Raw genomic sequence first — 18,082 nt, forward strand, 5'->3', positions numbered from 1 at the left:
GTTATCCACCAATGTAAGACATTTCTACTTTTGGACGTTTATTTGTACTTTCAGCTGTTCTTTCATCTGAATACCGATCTTTTCTAAACTCCCATGTATGTTGGAGAATTTTTAATAGTGATGCATCAGAAATATTTTCTCGAAGAAGCGTTCGCAAATCCGTTCCAGTTGCTCCGAATAAGCATGTAAAAAACTTACCGTCTGCCGAAATACGAGCTCTCGTACAAGAAGAACAAAACGACTCAGAGACAGAAGTAATAAATCCAACTTCTGCATTGCTCCCTACATATCGATACACTTTAGCTACTTCTCCAAAGTAACGAGGCTTAACAGGCTCAATAGGATATACACGATTAATTTTCTCTATTAATTGTTCCTTCGTAATGACTTGTTCAAAGTTCCATCCGTTCGTACTGCCAACATCCATAAACTCGATAAAACGGAGCTGAATTTCTTGTTCTTTAAAATAACGAGCCATAAGAAGAATTTGACTATCATTCATCCCTTTTTTTACAACCATATTTACCTTTACTTCTAATCCAGCTGCCTTTGCTGCTTCAATTCCTTTCAATACAGGTTTTGTACTTACATTTCGTCCATTAATTTTTTTGAAGACATGATCCTCTATCGCATCTAAACTAATATTTACACGTTTTAATCCCGCTTCTTTTAATGCCTTTGCTTGTTTTGCTAAATGAATACCGTTTGTTGTGAGTCCAATATCCGTTAAACCTTCTAGCTTTGCAAGCCTTGCGATTAACTTCGATAAGTCTTTACGCAATAAAGGTTCACCGCCAGTAAGCCTAATTTTTTCAACTCCCATACTTATAAATAATCTCGCTAATCTTTCTATCTCATCGAACGTTAATAAAAACTCTTCCTGTAAAAAAGCGTAATCAGGTCCGAACACTTCCGCCGGCATACAGTACGTGCACCTAAAATTACAACGGTCAATAACTGAAATACGTAAATCTTGAAGTGGCCGCTCTAAAGAATCTCTCATCTTCTCGTGCATCTATATCCCTTCTTTTCTACTCAAATCACTAGTAAGCTTTCAAATTTTTTATTTGCCTTCATTATAAAAAAGAAGCTACATATTCAATGTGACTTTTCTCACATTACTTTCCCCATTCAAAAATTCTTCACAAATCCGTTCGAATTTTGTTCACATCTCTAGTCCCATTCTCTTTACATATTGAAATTCCTTATTGTGTTTCTTTTTCTCTTTTCTTAAAATAAAAAATTTATAGTCATATAATCCTTTACTTCAAGTAGCTTTTTAGAAATTTAATGTTGTTTTCCCCTACGGTCATTGAAATTTTTCTTTATTTTCAAAATAGCTCTTGCATTTTCATCATACTTACACTCAAAATAGGAAATGTATTGCTTATAAGAAGAAAGGTGATCGCTGTGGCAAACAGTATGACATTATCTCAAGATTTAAAAGAATTACTTGCATCTGTTGAATATAAAATGCAGATTAAAAAAGGAAGTTTTATTTTTCAAGAAGGTATGGAAGCAACAGATCTCTATATCATCCACTCAGGAAAAGTACAAATTAGTAAACTAAGTGCTGACGGGCAAGAATTAACACTCCGTATTTGTTCGCAATATGACATTATTGGAGAACTAACATTGTTCACGGACAATGCGAAGTATTTATTAAATTCAAAATGCCTTGAAGATGTTGAAGTAGGCGTTATAAAGCGTGAAGCCTTAGAAAAAGCATTACTCCAAAAACCTGCTCTTGTATTTGAATTTATGAAATGGATTAGTGAACATTTAAGAAGAATGCAAACGAAGTTCCGAGATTTAGTATTACACGGCAAAAAAGGTGCCCTATATTCTACTCTCATTCGAATGACAAATAGTTATGGTGTGTTAAAAGAAAATGGGATTCTCATCGATTTACCATTAACAAATCAAGAACTTGCAAACTTCTGTGCAACTTCGCGTGAAAGCGTAAATCGAATGTTAAATGATTTGAAAAAAAAAGGTACGATTTCTATTAATAAAGGAAAGATTACAATCCATGATTTACAATTTTTAAAATATGAAATTGCTTGTGAAGATTGTTCTGCCTCTGTTTGTAGCATAGAGTAGCATCTTATTTAGATGCTACTCTTTTTTTCATATTAAGCTACTTATTAATTTTCACGTACACGGCTGTGCCCTTATATTAACAAAAACGAGGCCTTCCATATTAGACCTCGTTTCGTTTTAGCTGCTAGCTCCTATCCGTTTACAGCGGCATTATTTTTTTAATTCATTAGGAATACGTCTTCTGTAAATTACATAACTGCGGCTTAAATATTTAATTGGGGCACTAAATACATGTACAAGTCTTGTAAATGGCCATACTGCGAACAGCCCCATCGCTGCAATAATATGAATTTTGAACCATACAGGTACTTCCGTCATATATTCGACCTTTGGTTGGAAAATAAAGAGACTTCGGAACCAAGGACCAATCGTTATACGATAATCAAACCCTTTTGAATCGATATTTAAAAATGTTGAAGAAAGTCCTGCCAGCATTACAATAAGTAATAAAATAAGCGCTATATAATCTCCCGTTGTACTCGTCGCGATGATACGTTTTACCGTTACACGACGATACATTAATATAATTAAACCGATGATAGAAGCAACACCTGCCGGAAGTCCGAAACTAATCGCTACTATATGATACATATGCTCAGAAATACCTATTGAACGGTATAAGGACTCTGGAATTAAAATCCCCATAACATGACCGCCAATTACGAACATTATCCCAAAGTGGAATAATAGACTTCCCATTCGGAGCATTTTCTTCTCTAATAGTTCGCTAGATTTTGATGTCCAGCCAAATTGATCATAGTTGTATCTGAAAATGTGGCCGCCGATAAATATTGCAAAAATGATATAGGGAAACAATACCCATAGAAATTGATCCATCATTTTGACAACGCTCCTTTCTAATTCGTCTGTACTCCCCAAGCATCGATAGCGAGGAGAACAGCTGCAAGAATTGGTTCGTACATACAGTTTGCTTCTTTTAATTGCCCGTGCAATGCTTGTATATTTTCTGTGTATTTACTCATAATTGGTTTGCTATCTTTTTCATTCGCGTTTGCAAGAAACTCAAGTAGAAGCGGTAAATAATCAGGTAGTTCTTTATCTGTTACGTTAAAACCAGATTTTTTATAATGCTGTTTTAACTCTAATAATTCAATTCCACGCTCTCTTTGTTCACCTGTTTTCATGTAGGTAAGATACATATTTGTCTTCTTTCCAAAGTCGAATGTATATACGTAAGAATCAATGAGTTGATTGTCTGTTTTATCTAGCGCTCGTTTTATAAATGTTGTAAGTGATGCTTTAACGTCTTCCTGTTCAATTGCTTCAATCTCTTCTTGTAATTCAGTTAAAGCTTCTCTCCACCCTAGTTCCGGGTAGGAGAGAAGAAAAGAAGAACAAGAAAAAGCAGTTTGTAAACTTTGTTTCATAATTTTCTGCCCCCTTTATTTAAGAAATTGTCATACAAGAGCCTGGGCCACCTGTGAAGGAAAGACCACAACTTCCTTGTTCGCTATATAAATCTGCAACTTGTTCGCGGTGAGATGTCGGGATGACGAAGCGATCTTTATATTTTGCGATAGCAAGAAGACGATACATATCTTCTACATCCTCTTTCGTTAAACCAATTTCTTTTAATACTGCTTCATTTGGTTCTTTATTAATTTGCAATGCTCTCATATGTGTTCGCATGACAGCCATTTTTTTCAATGTAAGACGAATGTGTGATTCATCTCCTGCAGTGAGTAAATTCGCTAAATATTGAATTGGAATACGCATATTATCGATAGCAGGGAAAATCTCTTCTGCTTGCCAGTTACTTCCTTTCCCCTCCACCATATTCATAATTGGGCTAAGCGGTGGAATATACCAAACCATTGGCATTGTACGGTACTCTGGATGAAGAGGCAGAGCAATTTTCCAATCGATAATCATTTTATAGATTGGTGACTCTTGTGCCGCTTTCATCCATTCATCAGGAATGCCTTGTTTTTTTGCTTCAGCTGCTACTTCTGGATCATTTGGATTTAGGAAAACAGTAAGCTGAGATTCATATAAATCTTTTTCATTTTCAACAGAAGCCGCTTCTTTTACTTTGTCAGCGTCATATAGCATTACCCCTATATAGCGAATACGTCCTACACATGTTTCAGAGCAAATTGTTGGCATACCAGCTTCAATACGCGGGAAACACATTGTGCATTTTTCTGCTTTATTTGTTTGCCAGTTAAAATACACTTTTTTATACGGACAAGACGATACACAAAATCTCCAAGCACGACATGCATTTTGATCCACAAGAACAATCCCATCTTCTTCACGTTTATACATCGCGCCAGATGGACAAGAAGAAACGCAAGATGGATTCATACAATGTTCGCAAATACGTGGTAAATACATCATAAAGACATTTTCAAAATCTGTTTTAATTCCTTCTTCCATTTTCTTGACGTTTGGATCTTGTAATCCTGTTATATGTCCGCCTGCTAAATCATCTTCCCAGTTTGGACCCCATTCAATTTTGTCGATAAATTCGCCCGTAATTGCTGATTTTGGTCGAGCAACTGGCTGATGCTTACGCTGCGGGCTATTTGTTAACGTTTCATAATCATAATTCCAAGGTTCAAAGTAATCATCAATTGTTGGTTGATCTGGATTGTGGAAAATGTTCATAAGACGCTTCATTTTCGAACCGGATTTCAGCTGAATTTCACCATTTTTCAATTCCCAGCCGCCTTTGTATTTCTCCTGATTTTCCCATTGTTTCGGATAACCAATTCCAGGTTTCGTTTCTACGTTATTGAAGTACATATATTCAGCACCTGGACGATTTGTCCAGGTGTTTTTGCATGTTACGCTACAAGTGTGGCAGCCGATGCATTTATCTAGGTTCATTACCATTCCGACTTGCGCTTTAATCTTCAAGCCAATCTACCTCCTTCAGTTTACGGATTACGACATTTAAGTCACGCTGATTCCCAGTCGGACCATAGTAGTTAAATCCATAGCTTAATTGACCATATCCACCAATCATATGTGTTGGCTTAACATGAATACGGGTTGGACTATTATGCGTTCCCCCGCGGGTGCTTGTTAATTTCGTACCAGGCACGTTAATGTGACGATCTTGCGCATGGTGCATAAATGCCATTCCCCTCGGTATACGGTGCGTTACAACGGCACGTGCTACGACAACGCCGTTACGGTTAAAGCACTCAATCCAATCATTATCAGCAACTCCAGCTTCATTAGCATCATCTTTATTCATCCAAACAGTTGGACCACCTCTAAACAGCGTTAACATCGGCAATGAATCGAAGTACATACTATGAATCGACCACTTATTATGCGGTGTTAAATAGTTTAGTGTAATTTCTTTCCCTTCTACTTCAGGGCGTGATTTACGAAACGGTTTATGTTGCAGAATTGGTTTAAATGTTGCCATCGTTTCACCAAACTCTTTCATCATGTCGTGATCTAAGTAGAAAGATTGTCGACCAGTTATCGTTCTCCAAGGGATGAGACGCTCAACATTTGTTGTAAATGGTGAGTAACGGCGTCCACCTTTTTCAGAACCCGTAAAGGCTGGAGAAGTAATTACTGTTTTAGGTTGCGCTGTAATTTGTTCAAATGTGAAGCATTCTTCTTCACGTTCTTCTGCTAAATCACGTAGTTTTAAATCGGTTTGTTTTTCAAGTGCTTCCCATGCTTTTACAGCCATATGACCGTTTGTTGTAGAAGAAAGTGTTAATACCGCCTCAGCAGCATTGATTGCTTCTTTTATGTCTGGGCACCCTTTCGCAATAGAATCCGTTCGAATAACTCCTAATCGACTCTTTAATTGCTCATATTCTTTTTCTGCCGACCAAGAAATCCCTTTCGTACCAATCGGTTGTTTTCCGGTATTTGGTCCAAGCGCTGTCATTTTGTCATAAATCGTTTTATAATCTCGTTCGACAATATGAATTTGCGGCATTGTTTTGCCTGGGATCGGTTCACACTCACCTCTGCTCCAGTCTTTAATCTTGCCAAGTGGTTGTGCTAATTCTTGCGGTGTATCGTGAAGAAGTGGTGTTGCAACAACTTCTTTCATTGGCTCAAGATCAATTTTCTTCGCTAAATCCGAAACAGCTTTAGAAAGAGCGCAGAAAATATCCCAGTCAGAGCGTGCTTCCCACGGTGAACCGATTGCTGGATTAAATGGATGTACAAATGGATGCATATCTGTACTACTTAAATCGTGTTTTTCATACCAAGTTGAAGCAGGTAAGACGATATCAGAATAAAGTGCTGTTCCAGCCATACGGAAATCTAAATTAATGAGTAAATCTAACTTCCCTTCAGGTGCGTCTTCATGCCATTTAATTTCTTCTGGTCGTAATGAATCGCTATCGTCATTCATTAATCCATTTGTTGTACCTAATAAATGTTTTAAGAAGTATTCGTGTCCTTTACCGGAACTTGAAATTAAGTTTGCACGCCATACGAACAAGTTACGCGGGAAGTTATTTTTGTTATCTGGATCTTCAATTGCAAATTTCAGTTCTTTTTCTTTTAGTTTTTGTGCAACGTATTTTCCGATTTCTTCTTGCGTTGTTGCACCAGAAGCAACAGCTTCTTTATATAATTCAATTCCATTTTTCTCGAATGTCGGATATGAAGGTAACCAGCCAAGTCGTGCTGCTAATACATTGTAATCACCGTGATGTTGATAACGAGAGTTGCCCTCAACTGGTGATGCTAAATGCCCAACAGGTGTATCTTCATAGCGCCATTGATCCGTTACAAAATAGAAGAAAGATGTACCGTTTTGTAATTTCGGTGGCCCTTGCCAATCTTTTGCCATCGCGATTGTTTGCCATCCTTCTGCTGGTCGTAATTTTTCTTGACCAACATAATGTGCCCAACCACCGCCGTTGACACCTTGTGCCCCAACGAGAAGAACAAGGTTTAAAACTGCGCGATAAATCGTATCAGAATTAAACCAATGGTTAATTCCAGCTCCGACAATAATCATCGAGCGACCATTTGTATCAACAGCATTTTGTGCAAACTCACGAGCGATTTGAATAATAAGCTCTCGTTTCACTCCTGTCATTTTCTCTTGCCATGCAGGTGTAAATGGTACATCATCATTGAAATCTTTCGGTTCCTGCCCACCAAGTCCTCGGTTTACACCGTAATTTGCTAACGTTAAGTCGTATACAGTTGTAACGAATATTTCGCCTTCTTCTGTCGTAATTTTTTTCACTGGAATTGTACGTTCTAATATTGTATTTCCATCATCTGAGAAGTACGGAATTTGCACCGTTCCAACAGCATCTTCCATTCCAAGTAAAGAAAGACGTGGATCTATCTTTTCACCTGTTTGTTCATCTTCTAAACGCAAATTCCATTTCTTTTCGTTATCCCATCGTGACCCCATTGTGCCATGAGGTGTTGCAAAATCTTTCGTGTTCTCATTCCAAAGTACAGGTTTCCATTCGCCTAACTTTGTTTCGCGTCCAATATCAGAAGCATTTAAGAAACGATCAGCAACGAATTGATCTCCTTTTTGTTTCAATGTGACAAAGAAAGGAAAGTCTGTATATTGCTTCGCATACTTTGTGAAGTATTCCACTTGATTATTTACGTAAAATTCTTGTAAGATCACGTGCCCCATTGCCATCGCAAGTGCACCGTCTGTACCTTGCTTCACACTAATCCAATCATCAGCAAACTTAGTAGATTCAGCAAAGTCAGGACTTACAGAAACAACTTTCGTTCCTTTATATCGAACCTCTGCTAAAAAGTGAGCATCTGGTGTTCTCGTCATCGGTACATTTGAACCCCATGTCATAATGTAGCCAGAATTGTACCAGTCACTACTTTCTGGTACATCTGTTTGATCACCCCAAATTTGCGGAGAAGCTGGTGGTAAATCAGCGTACCAATCATAGAAGCTAAGCATTGGCCCACCCATAAGTTGCATAAAGCGACTACCAGCAGCATGACTTAACATCGACATAGCTGGAATTGGTGAAAAACCAACATTTCGGTCTGGACCGTATTTAATTACTGTGTAAAGTAATGAAGCAGAAATAAGTTGTAATACTTCATCCCAATTCGCACGAATAAATCCGCCTTTACCACGCGCCTGCTTATACGTACGCGCTTTTTCAGGGTTTTCCACAATACTTTTCCAAGCGTCTAGTGGTGACTCGTTATTTTGTAGTTCTTCTTGCCACATATTCCAAAGAACACCACGTACATATGGATATTTAACACGAAGTGGACTATAAATGTACCAAGAAAAACTCGCTCCACGCGGACATCCTCGTGGTTCAAAATCAGGCATATCAGGACCTGTTGTTGGATAATTAAGCTCTTGCCCTTCCCAAGTTACAATTCCATCTTTCACATAAATATTCCAACTACAAGAACCAGTACAGTTCACACCATGTGTAGAACGGATTACTTTATCATGCTGCCAACGCTTTCTGTACACATTCTCCCATTCACGATCTTCATATGTTTCTTGTGTATGATTATCGTTATAACGATCTATTGGTGAAAAATATTTTAAACGTCTCATTAGTGCTGAAGGTTTCTTCTTCATACTGTTCACTCCTTTAATACGTCTCTCTTACATACCCTTACTATAAGAGAGGTTGTAAAATACAGATGTGACATTTCGCACAGTTCAAGAGATTGTCAAAAATTCAGTGGAAAATAAATTTGAGAGAAAGTATTTGTAAACAATGGTTACTTTCTTTCGTTATGAGGTTTTATGGTCAACCGTGATTATTATTAGAATAGGAATTTGCGGAATCACCTTTTTTTGCAAAAGAAAAAACGTAGGAAAAGTTCCTACGTTTTTCTTTATAAATATATTAAAAAGAGTTTTGATATTATTTCAATAATGCTATAAGAAAAAGATTATAAATTGTATGTAAGGAATTTATTTTTTCAACGATACTATTTTATACAAGACATATTTTACATAAAATTAGAAATCATTATTTACTGTATTGCCCTTGGTTACGGCAACAATTATACTAGATGTAATCCGAATTAATAATCTGAATATTCCTGAAATTAAGAGTAGGATTTCCTTTGAGGACATAGAAATTATAAAGTATATCACCCTGATTTTTTAACATATAAGTTCTCAATATGAACTTATATAATACCATTACGAATTACCTCTTTGATTACTATCATACTGCAATAAAATGAAGGAACTCCTTTTCTTTAACATAAAGTGAAACTTTAATCAGTGGGGGTTTTGTTCATCGCCCACTGATTATTAGCCTTCACCAATCGGGCGTTTACGAGTAGCCCGACTCCCACCTAACTTCTTTGCTCCAGCCGAATTTTGAGGTGGGAGTCTTACTGCCGGCAAATAGCTGGATAAATTCTATTTTCCACTAAATGAATTAGAAAACAATAATAAAATTAGGAGGATTACAATGCCCCAGCTTGATTCATTACATCCCATTGTAGAAAAAATAATTAACAATATTGAAAAATTAATGGTCGGAAAACGAAAAGAAACGATTTTAGCCTTGACAGCTCTCTTAGCTGAAGGTCATGTACTATTAGAAGATGTTCCCGGTGTCGGGAAAACAATGCTAGTACGTGCTCTTTCTAAATCAATTGATGCCGATTACAAGCGAATTCAATTCACACCTGATTTACTGCCGTCAGATGTAACAGGTGTTTCTATTTACAATCCAAAAGAGCTCCAATTTGAGTTCAAGCCTGGACCAATTGTGGGGAATTTTGTACTTGCTGATGAAATTAATCGTACATCTCCAAAGACACAATCTGCCTTACTTGAAAGTATGGAAGAAGGCAATATCACAATAGATGGCATTACAAGACCGTTACCAAAACCGTTCTTTGTAATGGCTACACAAAATCCGGTCGAATATGAAGGAACATACCCTTTACCAGAAGCTCAGCTCGATCGTTTCTTGTTGAAGCTAAAAATGGGATATCCTACACCAGAAGAAGAATTTGAAATTTTAAACCGGATGGAAAAAACAAATCCCCTCTCCCATTTACAAGCTATTACTACAATAGAAGAATTACTTTATTTACAACAAAGCGTACGGGAAGTAAGCATAGACAAAGCAATCAAGCATTACATTGTAAAGCTTGTTAATCAGACCCGTTCTTATAGTTCTATACAGCTAGGTGCAAGTCCACGCGGCTCAATTGCTTTAATGAAAGCTTCACAGGCTTATGCATTCATCCATGGCAGAAATTATGTTATTCCAGACGATGTTAAATTTTTAGCTCCTTACGTTTTAGCTCACAGACTCATTCTAAAAATGGAAGCAAAATTTGAAGGAATAACAGGAGAACAAGTTATCACCAAAATCGTTGCACGAACTACCGTGCCGACTCAAAGGACGATGAACCTTTGATGAAACGACTACTACGAGCACTATATCACGTTACCAAGTTATTGCTAATCCCTTTATGCCTAGTCTTAACATTTGTGTACGCTATGCTTCAAGGAGGATTTGTAAGTTGGTTTTTGTTTTACAGTACGATTCCTATTGGCCTTTATTCACTACTACTCCCCTTCTACGCTTTACGGGACGCTGAAGTAAAACGAATAACAAACCAAAATGAATATGTAGCAGGAGAACAATTTTTAAGCACTATTACAATAAAAAGAAAATTTCCTTTTCCCTTACTTTATTTAGTTATAGAAGATGAACTGCCACCACAATTTACAAGTTGTAGACAAACAAAGATGAATAAGGTAATACTCTTTCCAGGATTAAAACGAAATATTTCGTTTCAATATGTCATTGACACAACCCCTAGAGGAGAGCACACTTTTTCAAGCGTACGTGTCAAAACTGGCGATTTATTCGGTATGATGGAGAAAGAAGTAACTTTTTCAGTTCCAGATACATTTTTAGTCTATCCCCAGTATGTAGATATAACGTATCGACAATTGGAAAATCATTTCGAACAAGGAGCGCTTTCAGCAAATATAAATTTAGCAAAAGACTCTACAGTCTCTGTCGGTGTCAGAGACTATAAACCTGGTGACCGCTTTTCATGGATTGATTGGAAAGCAACTGCACGAACAAACAATATTATGACGAAAGAGTTTGAACAACAGCGCAGCCATAATATCATGATATTCATGGACAGAACCCCATCCGCTCTATTCGAATCAGTCGTAACGTTTACTGCCTCTATTGTGAGGGCTGTCTTGAAGCAAAATTCACCAGCGTCATTCGTGTCTGTCGGAAAAGAACGAACTATTTTCCCTTTAGACAATGGAGATACTCAGTTGCAACAAATCTTTTGTCATTTAGCGAAAGTACAAGCAGACAGTGTATTCCCGCTCTCTCGAAGTGTAGAACTGGAATTAAGAAAAATTTATGAGCCCGTAACGATTATACTCGTGACAAGCGATCTTTCTCCCGATATTCAAAAGGCGGCTGATTGTGCTGCTATAAAAAATAGAAAATTAATGGTGTTTGTCGTGAAAGAAAAAGCGAATCAACTCTCACATCGAGAACTAAGTATACTAGAAACTCTACAAAAACGAAAAATATTTGTAAACGCAGTTTATGAAAACCGGTATACAAACGTGTTTTTTGAGGTGAGCAAATGATAACATTACAAACAAAATACCAATGGGATATGAGCAGATTCTTCATGCATGTATGTGTACTTCTTCTTTTACTAGAATGGCTAAGCCCCCTTATAGGTATTACAAACGTAGGTAGATTAGATATTTTTGTAATATTTATCGGAATTTGCTTCACTCTCTCTTTTTTTCAAACAAGGTGGCAGATTCCAATAAAGATCGTCACGATCTTATTCATCATCCATTCCCTGTATTATAAAAATGCTTTTATAAATCCATTTTGGCTAACAAATTTTTTTTCTGATATTTCTCGAAATTCCTCCCTGTTTTTCCAGGGGAATTTGCTAGATATTTCTCCAGTTTTTCCAACATTATTATTTTTTCTATCATTTTGGTTTTTGAGTTCTTTCAGCTCTTTTTGGGTGATTCATAAAAAATGTGGGTTGTTATTTCTTGTATTGACTATTATTTATATCACAACTTTTCATAACTTACATTTATACAATGCAAACTACGCTATTATTCGTACTGTTGTCATCGGCTTTTTTATGCTTAGTCTTCTTCAAATAGAACGAATAAAAGAGATTGAACACTTACAAAATTATGCTAGAGAAATCTCAAAATTACTTAGACCTCTTACAATATTTATTGTATTGTCAGCAACGATCGCATACTTTGCTCCAAAATTTGGCCCTCAATGGCCAAACCCAATGAATTTTTTAAAATTCAACACATCCGAAGCAAGTAAAAAACAAGAGATTTCTAAAATTGGGTATGGTTTAGATGACTCGCAATTAGGCGGTCCTTTTAAGGCGGATAATACAATTGTTTTTACAGCACAAACGCAAAACAAACAATATTGGAGAGTAGAAACAAAAGATTTTTATACAGGAAAAGGCTGGGAGGTTTCTGAAAAGCCGAAAAAGGTTTCTTTTAAAAATAAAAACGACGTCGTGAGTTGGTACGAACAAAATACAAAAACGGAGACAACCGAAGCAACAATCACCATGCAAAAAATTTATCCTCACCTTACCTATCCAGCAGGATTAGTATCAGTAGAGGCTTCTTCTGATGTATCATACAGTGTTGACCCATTTTCAGAAAAAATCTATACGATGCACGGAGACTCTTCTACTACTTTAAATTCGTATAAAGTAACATATGAGATCCCGGAGTTTCCCATAGAAAACTTGAAAGCTGTAAAATCGAATGAAGGTCATGAAACAAGTTCTTATTTCATGACAAAGTACACACAACTTCCCGAATCATTACCGCAGCGAGTAAAAGACTTGGCTGTCAATCTTACAAGTGATAAAGACAACCGATATGATAAAGTATTAGCTATTGAAAATCACTTCACAGACAATTCTTTTGTATACGAAACAATGAATGTCTTGTTCCCTGCCAAAAACCAAGATTATGTAGATCAATTCCTTTTCGATACAAAAAGCGGCTACTGTAATAATTTTTCGACGTCTATGATCGTGTTACTTCGTTCTGTCGGGATTCCCGCTCGCTGGGTAAAAGGCTATACAGAAGGAACTCTTGAGAATACATTTGCTGGCACAGAAGGTGAGAATGTTTATAAAATCGCGAACAATAACGCACACTCTTGGGTCGAAGTATATTTTCCAGGATACGGATGGATTCCATTCGAACCAACAAAAGGATTTACCAATCCCTATAATTTTATAAATAATACTCCTGCTTCTACTTCACAAATTAGCGAAGAAAATAATTCTAAAAACGAGCAAATATATCAACGGAACAATGAAGCAAAGCTCAAAAGTTTAATAGAAACTACAGAAGAAGCCTCTACTAAAAAGATCACAAATTCTAAAAATAGGTTTTCTTGGTGGTACGTATTCCTCTCTACGATACCGATTAGTATCATGGGATACATTCTCTTCACCACTAGAATGAAATGGATTACATTTTTTATTATTCTTTTCTATAAATACCGAAAAGATGATGCTGTTTATCAAAAAGCTTACGGTGCACTTTTAAATCAATTTGCGAGAATCGGCATACAGCGGGGTGAAAGTCAAACATTCCGAGAATACGCTCTCCACATCGATACACTTTACAACTCGACTGATATGCAACAACTTACTTTCAGTTATGAGAACGCTATGTATCAAAAGGGACAGGCCGCAGCCGAATGGAAGAAATCCGTACACTTATGGGAAGTGCTTATGAAAAAAGCAGCTTCTCTGCCTAAATCAAATGACTTCGATGCAGTAATTTAATCTTGATAATGTGAGTTTAAAGAAAACACCTCAAAGACTAAGAGCTACTTTGTTCTTTGAGGTGTTCTTTGAGGTGTTTTTTAATAAACATAATAAAAGATAGCTAACTCCTAATCGCCTCCGCCATCTCCTAAACTGCCACATACGGGTATCGGTACAACACTAAATACTTACAGTCACCTACTACCAAACATGCAAAAATCGGTAGCAGAAAAGTTGAACAAACTATTTAACAAAAGTGACCAAAACATTGACTCCTAATTATTCCCCAAGTACTTTCTCAATCTCTATCTCTAAATCCACCGGTTTCGTCTGCGGTGCAAAACGTCCTACTACCTTACCATCTTTTCCAATTAGAAACTTAGTAAAGTTCCACTTCACTGCCTTCATACCTAGTAAACCTGGCGCTTGTTCTGTCATGTATGTATATAGAGGATGCGCTTTATCACCTTTCACATCAATCTTTGCAAACATCGGAAAGTTTACACCGTAGTTCAATTCACAAAAACTTGTAATATCCGTTTCTGTACCAGGTTCTTGTCCCCCGAATTGATTACAAGGGAAACCTAGTATTTCTAGTCCTTGGTCTTTATATTTATCATATACTTCTTGTAACCCTTTATATTGAGGTGTAAATCCACATTTACTAGCTACATTTACAATGAGAAGTACTTTTCCTTCGTAATCTTTTAACGATTTATCTTCTCCTGTTATTGTTTTCGCTGAAAAATCATAAACTGTCATTGTTCCTACCCCTCTCTTCACTATCATTCTATGTTTATACTATACTACATTAGTGAATATACAGCTCTAATTACATATTTCTCCCTAAAAATGAAAGCGTTTTATTTTCGTTCAAAAATTCGACACAAACTACTAGACTTTTGTGATGGAAAGTTTTACAATTAAATTGTGAACAAAATGTGACAGTTTATATTCCATTATAAAAGAAAAGGATGGTGTTCATTATGAAAACTGCACAACATGAAACGATTTCAAATCGCGAGTTTTATTTCGTACTATATATGATGTTATTGTATGTTATTGGTTGGGTAATCGATGTAAATGGTTTATTCTTAAGCTCCTACTTTAATTTAGCAGGAGAGATTATGCTTCCATTAGTTGGTGGCATTGTTGGACTGTTCGTTATGTCTATCAATAAAGAACAAACGAAATAACAACATTACAAAAAGGCAGAAGACGAGGTTTCGTTTTCTGCCTTTTTGTATTTTTAGCGTATAATAGATACATACCGTATATAAGGAGTGGTAAAGATGAAAAAAGTAGAGCAATTATCTTCTCACCTATATCTTATTGATGATTTCGACTTACAACATAATGAACGAACAGGTACGTACGTTTTATTAGGTGATGATATTACTTTAATTGAAACTTGTGCGGCCCCTTCTCTTTCCTATATTTTAGACGGCTTACAACAATTACATATTGATTTAAACGATGTAAAAAACATTATCGTTACGCATGTCCATTTAGATCACGCAGGCGCAGCAGGTTTAATGATGGAAAAGTGCCCAAATGCTACTTTATATGTGCATCCTCGCGGGGCTCGTCATATGATTGATCCTACAAAACTCATTCTAGGTGCAAAAGCTGTGTACAAAGAAGATTTCGATAAACTTTTTGATCCAATTCTTCCTATAGAGGAAGAACGTGTTCATATTGTACAAAATGGTGATACATTAAAAATTGCAGAAGACCGCATCCTTACATTTTATGATACACCGGGACATGCAAAGCACCATATTAGCATTCATGATTCATTAACTAACGGTATTTTCACTGGCGATACAATTGGAATTTATTATAGAGAGCTCGCAGACCTTGGTGTAGAGTTATATCTACCGTCAACTTCACCTTCACAATTCCAGCCAGAGGCGATGATCGCTTCGAAAAATCATATTCAAAGTATGAATGTAGATACTATTTATTTCGGTCATTACGGCGCATCTGCCAATGTTACAGAAGTATATAGCCAACTTGAACATTGGTTACCTATTTTCGTTAATACTGGAAATGAAGTTTTTCAAAAACATACTGATTTTGATGAGGCTACTAAGGCATTACAATCTTTACTAATGGAGAAAGTCTCCACTCACCTTACAAAATTAAACGTCCCATCAAATCATTCCGTTTATAACATTTTACATCTAGATATAGAAATTAGCGCAATGGGCATTATTGATTATTTCACGAAGCAAACAAAATCCACAATTAACTAATAGAAAACGAAGATATATACAACGTCATTATCGTATATATCTTCGCTCCTTGAATATATTTTTTAATAAAGGATGGTGGAATGGAATGCAAAAAGTGATACTATACCTCTGCTTTACATTATTTATCATCTTATTATTAGTTGTAGGTGTTAAAATTCAATTTTATTTAGATACAGACTCGCAAATGAACTTTAACGTTTATCCAAGATTATTCTACTTTACACTCTTCCCTCTTTTGGTCGGCATTTTATTACGATTCCTTCAATCCATTAATCGTGAAACGAGTAAACAAAACTGGAACTTTCAGCCGGATAAATTTATCGCTATTACGTTGCCTACACTATTCATTTCCTTTTCTCCAGCTCTACTCTTTTCACCAGTTGGTGAATACCTACCTTATTTAACTAATATTATTCTTGTGAATACAACTTTCGTTACCATTATTAGTTTAATAGCTGGTTACTCACTTTTAGATTGTTTTATACAAAAAGACAATGCGAACATGAAAAAATATAATTAAACACTCTATTTTGTTGTATATTTCCTATTGATAGCAAAAGGAATAAGTGGTTAATATATTTACATTTCAATAAGAAAAGCTCAAAGCTAAAGCTATGAGCTTTTTATTTATCTCACCCTTTCATCTACATATTCCATAAACTGCTCCGCTTTAATAAATTTTTCTTTGTACGCTTCAGGTACTTCGTCTACCGTTATCCCACCACTTGATTTCGTTTTTACTAATACAGTTTGATATGCCATTAATGCCTCCATATATTGTTCATACTCTTCAGGAGTTAATACTTCTTTACTAGATTTACGGCCATTTAATTTATCAAAGTAGGGTTGAAGTCCCATACTTACCTTTTTCATTTCTTCCCTTTTTGCTGGTGATAATTGACCATAATCAATATTACCGTTCGAATCCCCATACTCAAGCTTTGCATTTGTTAATTTCTTTAGTTCTTTTGTAAACTCCTCATATTCCTTTGCGCCTATTTCATCTTTCGCTTGTGACAATTTCGCACTAAAGTGCATGTATCCTTCTAATGTTAAACTTCCGGCATGCTTCTCTAAATTTTCAAAAGAGCCGTATATACCATCTGCCATAATAGATTGATACGTAAAGCCAGTCGTTGGGATTAAAAATGCTGCTGCAAGCACTCCTGCGATAAGACGCTTCTTCCTTTTACTTCCACCGCTCTTCATTTTAATTTGAACGATTACTTTTTCTTTTAACTCAGGCGGGGCAACAATCCCCTTCGCTTCTTCTTGTATAGATTCTCTAACCCTATAATCTAAATTCATTTCACATTCCCTACCTCTCCTAAAAAGATTTCTTCTACTTGCTCTTTTTGACGTAGTTTCTTTAAGGCCGCATGAATTCTAGATTTCACGGTACCGATTGGAATATGTAATATATGTGCTACTTCTTCTTGTGAGTAATCGTGTAAGTATCTTAAGATAATAACTTGCTTCAATTTATATGGTAATTTATGAATGAGTTCAATTAATTTTTGGTTTGATATTTTACTTACAACATCGCTAGAAAAATCAATTTGTACTGGTTTTCTTTGCTCTTCTGCTTTTTTGACAATTCGCAGTCGCATCCACCTCTTTCTTCTATAAGAATGAATTTGTTTAATCGCAAGTCCAATTAGCCAAGGGCGAAATGGCTTCTCACTATCATATTTACGAAGCGATTCATATAGCTGTATGTATATTTCCTGAACGACATCATCTACATCTGTTTTATCTTCTATTAAAAAATGTGCTGCCTTATATACTTCTTGTATCGTTCTATCATACAATTCGCTATACGCTTCTTTATTGCCTGATAGAGTTAATTTAATTAGATCTGTATACACTGTTTCATCCTTCATATACCATCCCTCCTTTGTCTTACACTATATATTGGCAATCAAACG

At 36.1% G+C, this 18,082-nt stretch carries 15 protein-coding genes and 1 pseudogene; 8 read left to right on the plus strand and 8 right to left on the minus strand.

Annotated elements, in window-relative coordinates:
• Nucleotide 1 precedes the first annotated feature (1 nt).
• Nucleotides 2–1,015, minus strand: coding sequence for a GTP 3',8-cyclase MoaA (gene moaA, locus CQZ94_RS18995; RefSeq protein WP_105586613.1), 1,014 nt, complete (start codon nt 1,013–1,015; stop codon nt 2–4).
• Nucleotides 1,016–1,410: 395 nt separating this feature from the next.
• On the opposite strand from moaA, the gene CQZ94_RS19000 reads away from it, so the two are divergent.
• A complete protein-coding gene (locus CQZ94_RS19000) occupies nt 1,411–2,103 on the plus strand; it encodes a Crp/Fnr family transcriptional regulator (protein WP_105586614.1) in 693 nt (230 codons plus the stop codon).
• A gap of 150 nt (nt 2,104–2,253) precedes the next feature.
• On the opposite strand, the gene narI is transcribed toward CQZ94_RS19000, so the two are convergent.
• From narI to CQZ94_RS19020, 4 genes are read right to left on the minus strand one after another with little or no spacing between them, the layout of a single operon-like run.
• On the minus strand, nt 2,254–2,943 hold the full coding sequence (gene narI / locus CQZ94_RS19005) for a respiratory nitrate reductase subunit gamma (protein ID WP_105586615.1): 690 nt from the start codon (nt 2,941–2,943) through the stop codon (nt 2,254–2,256).
• A gap of 17 nt (nt 2,944–2,960) precedes the next feature.
• Nucleotides 2,961–3,491 carry a nitrate reductase molybdenum cofactor assembly chaperone gene (narJ, locus tag CQZ94_RS19010; protein ID WP_105586616.1) on the minus strand — a complete coding sequence of 177 codons (531 nt, stop codon included), beginning with the start codon at nt 3,489–3,491 and terminating at the stop codon, nt 2,961–2,963.
• A 19-nt stretch (nt 3,492–3,510) separates the two neighbouring features.
• Nucleotides 3,511–4,986, minus strand: coding sequence for a nitrate reductase subunit beta (gene narH / locus CQZ94_RS19015; RefSeq protein WP_105586617.1), 1,476 nt, complete (start codon nt 4,984–4,986; stop codon nt 3,511–3,513).
• Nucleotides 4,976–8,659, minus strand: coding sequence for a nitrate reductase subunit alpha (locus CQZ94_RS19020; RefSeq protein ID WP_105586618.1), 3,684 nt, complete (start codon nt 8,657–8,659; stop codon nt 4,976–4,978). The genes narH and CQZ94_RS19020 overlap by 11 nt, the downstream gene beginning before the upstream one ends.
• 853 nt (nt 8,660–9,512) lie before the next feature.
• Between CQZ94_RS19020 and CQZ94_RS19025 the strand changes: the two genes are divergently transcribed.
• The 4 genes and pseudogenes from CQZ94_RS19025 to CQZ94_RS32580 all read left to right on the plus strand — a co-directional run.
• Nucleotides 9,513–10,475, plus strand: coding sequence for an AAA family ATPase (locus CQZ94_RS19025; protein ID WP_105586619.1), 963 nt, complete (start codon nt 9,513–9,515; stop codon nt 10,473–10,475).
• Nucleotides 10,475–11,689: a DUF58 domain-containing protein gene (locus CQZ94_RS19030; protein WP_105586620.1), complete on the plus strand. Its 1,215-nt coding sequence runs from the start codon at nt 10,475–10,477 to the stop codon at nt 11,687–11,689. The genes CQZ94_RS19025 and CQZ94_RS19030 overlap by 1 nt, the downstream gene beginning before the upstream one ends.
• The gene (locus CQZ94_RS19035) at nt 11,686–13,914 is read left to right on the plus strand and encodes a transglutaminase TgpA family protein (RefSeq protein ID WP_105586621.1); all 2,229 of its coding nucleotides are present in this window, start codon (nt 11,686–11,688) and stop codon (nt 13,912–13,914) included. Before CQZ94_RS19030 ends, CQZ94_RS19035 begins: the two co-directional genes overlap by 4 nt.
• A 126-nt stretch (nt 13,915–14,040) precedes the next feature.
• Nucleotides 14,041–14,175, plus strand: a pseudogene (locus tag CQZ94_RS32580) (site-specific integrase); the annotation flags it as partial.
• Here CQZ94_RS32580 and bsaA read toward each other — a convergent pair.
• A complete protein-coding gene (gene bsaA, locus CQZ94_RS19040) occupies nt 14,176–14,658 on the minus strand; it encodes a glutathione peroxidase (RefSeq protein WP_105586622.1) in 483 nt (160 codons plus the stop codon).
• 224 nt (nt 14,659–14,882) lie between these two features.
• On the opposite strand from bsaA, the gene CQZ94_RS19045 reads away from it, so the two are divergent.
• The 3 genes from CQZ94_RS19045 to CQZ94_RS19055 all read left to right on the plus strand — a co-directional run bounded on the left by CQZ94_RS19045 (nt 14,883) and on the right by CQZ94_RS19055 (nt 16,674).
• Nucleotides 14,883–15,092 (plus strand): DUF3925 family protein, encoded by a 210-nt coding sequence (locus tag CQZ94_RS19045; protein WP_002085972.1) that lies wholly within the window; start codon nt 14,883–14,885, stop codon nt 15,090–15,092.
• A gap of 96 nt (nt 15,093–15,188) precedes the next feature.
• Nucleotides 15,189–16,154, plus strand: a complete 966-nt coding sequence (locus CQZ94_RS19050; RefSeq protein ID WP_142395872.1) for an MBL fold metallo-hydrolase — start codon at nt 15,189–15,191, stop codon at nt 16,152–16,154.
• Between the two features lie 85 nt (nt 16,155–16,239).
• Nucleotides 16,240–16,674, plus strand: coding sequence for a hypothetical protein (locus CQZ94_RS19055; RefSeq protein ID WP_105586624.1), 435 nt, complete (start codon nt 16,240–16,242; stop codon nt 16,672–16,674).
• 107 nt (nt 16,675–16,781) lie between these two features.
• Here the strand turns inward: CQZ94_RS19055 and CQZ94_RS19060 are convergent, their stop codons facing one another.
• On the minus strand, nt 16,782–17,462 hold the full coding sequence (locus CQZ94_RS19060) for a DUF3600 domain-containing protein (protein ID WP_105586625.1): 681 nt from the start codon (nt 17,460–17,462) through the stop codon (nt 16,782–16,784).
• The gene (locus CQZ94_RS19065; RefSeq protein ID WP_105586626.1) at nt 17,459–18,037 is read right to left on the minus strand and encodes a sigma-70 family RNA polymerase sigma factor; all 579 of its coding nucleotides are present in this window, start codon (nt 18,035–18,037) and stop codon (nt 17,459–17,461) included. The genes CQZ94_RS19060 and CQZ94_RS19065 overlap by 4 nt, the downstream gene beginning before the upstream one ends.
• Between the last annotated feature and the right edge of the window lie 45 nt (nt 18,038–18,082).

It is taken from the genome of Bacillus sp. MYb209 (assembly GCF_002975175.1).
GTDB lineage: Bacteria > Bacillota > Bacilli > Bacillales > Bacillaceae_G > Bacillus_A.

What these genes read in the sequence shown, in the direction of transcription:
- moaA (WP_105586613.1), bottom strand. Translation starts at nt 1,015, where the DNA reads ATGCACGAGAAGATGAGAGATTCTTTAGAGCGGCCACTTCAAGATTTA.
- narI (WP_105586615.1), bottom strand. Translation starts at nt 2,943, where the DNA reads ATGATGGATCAATTTCTATGGGTATTGTTTCCCTATATCATTTTTGCA.
- narJ (WP_105586616.1), bottom strand. Translation starts at nt 3,491, where the DNA reads ATGAAACAAAGTTTACAAACTGCTTTTTCTTGTTCTTCTTTTCTTCTC.
- CQZ94_RS19020 (WP_105586618.1), bottom strand. Translation starts at nt 8,659, where the DNA reads ATGAAGAAGAAACCTTCAGCACTAATGAGACGTTTAAAATATTTTTCA.
- CQZ94_RS19025 (WP_105586619.1), top strand. Translation starts at nt 9,513, where the DNA reads ATGCCCCAGCTTGATTCATTACATCCCATTGTAGAAAAAATAATTAAC.
- CQZ94_RS19030 (WP_105586620.1), top strand. Translation starts at nt 10,475, where the DNA reads ATGAAACGACTACTACGAGCACTATATCACGTTACCAAGTTATTGCTA.
- CQZ94_RS19035 (WP_105586621.1), top strand. Translation starts at nt 11,686, where the DNA reads ATGATAACATTACAAACAAAATACCAATGGGATATGAGCAGATTCTTC.
- bsaA (WP_105586622.1), bottom strand. Translation starts at nt 14,658, where the DNA reads ATGACAGTTTATGATTTTTCAGCGAAAACAATAACAGGAGAAGATAAA.
- CQZ94_RS19045 (WP_002085972.1), top strand. Translation starts at nt 14,883, where the DNA reads ATGAAAACTGCACAACATGAAACGATTTCAAATCGCGAGTTTTATTTC.
- CQZ94_RS19050 (WP_142395872.1), top strand. Translation starts at nt 15,189, where the DNA reads ATGAAAAAAGTAGAGCAATTATCTTCTCACCTATATCTTATTGATGAT.
- CQZ94_RS19055 (WP_105586624.1), top strand. Translation starts at nt 16,240, where the DNA reads ATGCAAAAAGTGATACTATACCTCTGCTTTACATTATTTATCATCTTA.
- CQZ94_RS19060 (WP_105586625.1), bottom strand. Translation starts at nt 17,462, where the DNA reads ATGAATTTAGATTATAGGGTTAGAGAATCTATACAAGAAGAAGCGAAG.
- CQZ94_RS19065 (WP_105586626.1), bottom strand. Translation starts at nt 18,037, where the DNA reads ATGAAGGATGAAACAGTGTATACAGATCTAATTAAATTAACTCTATCA.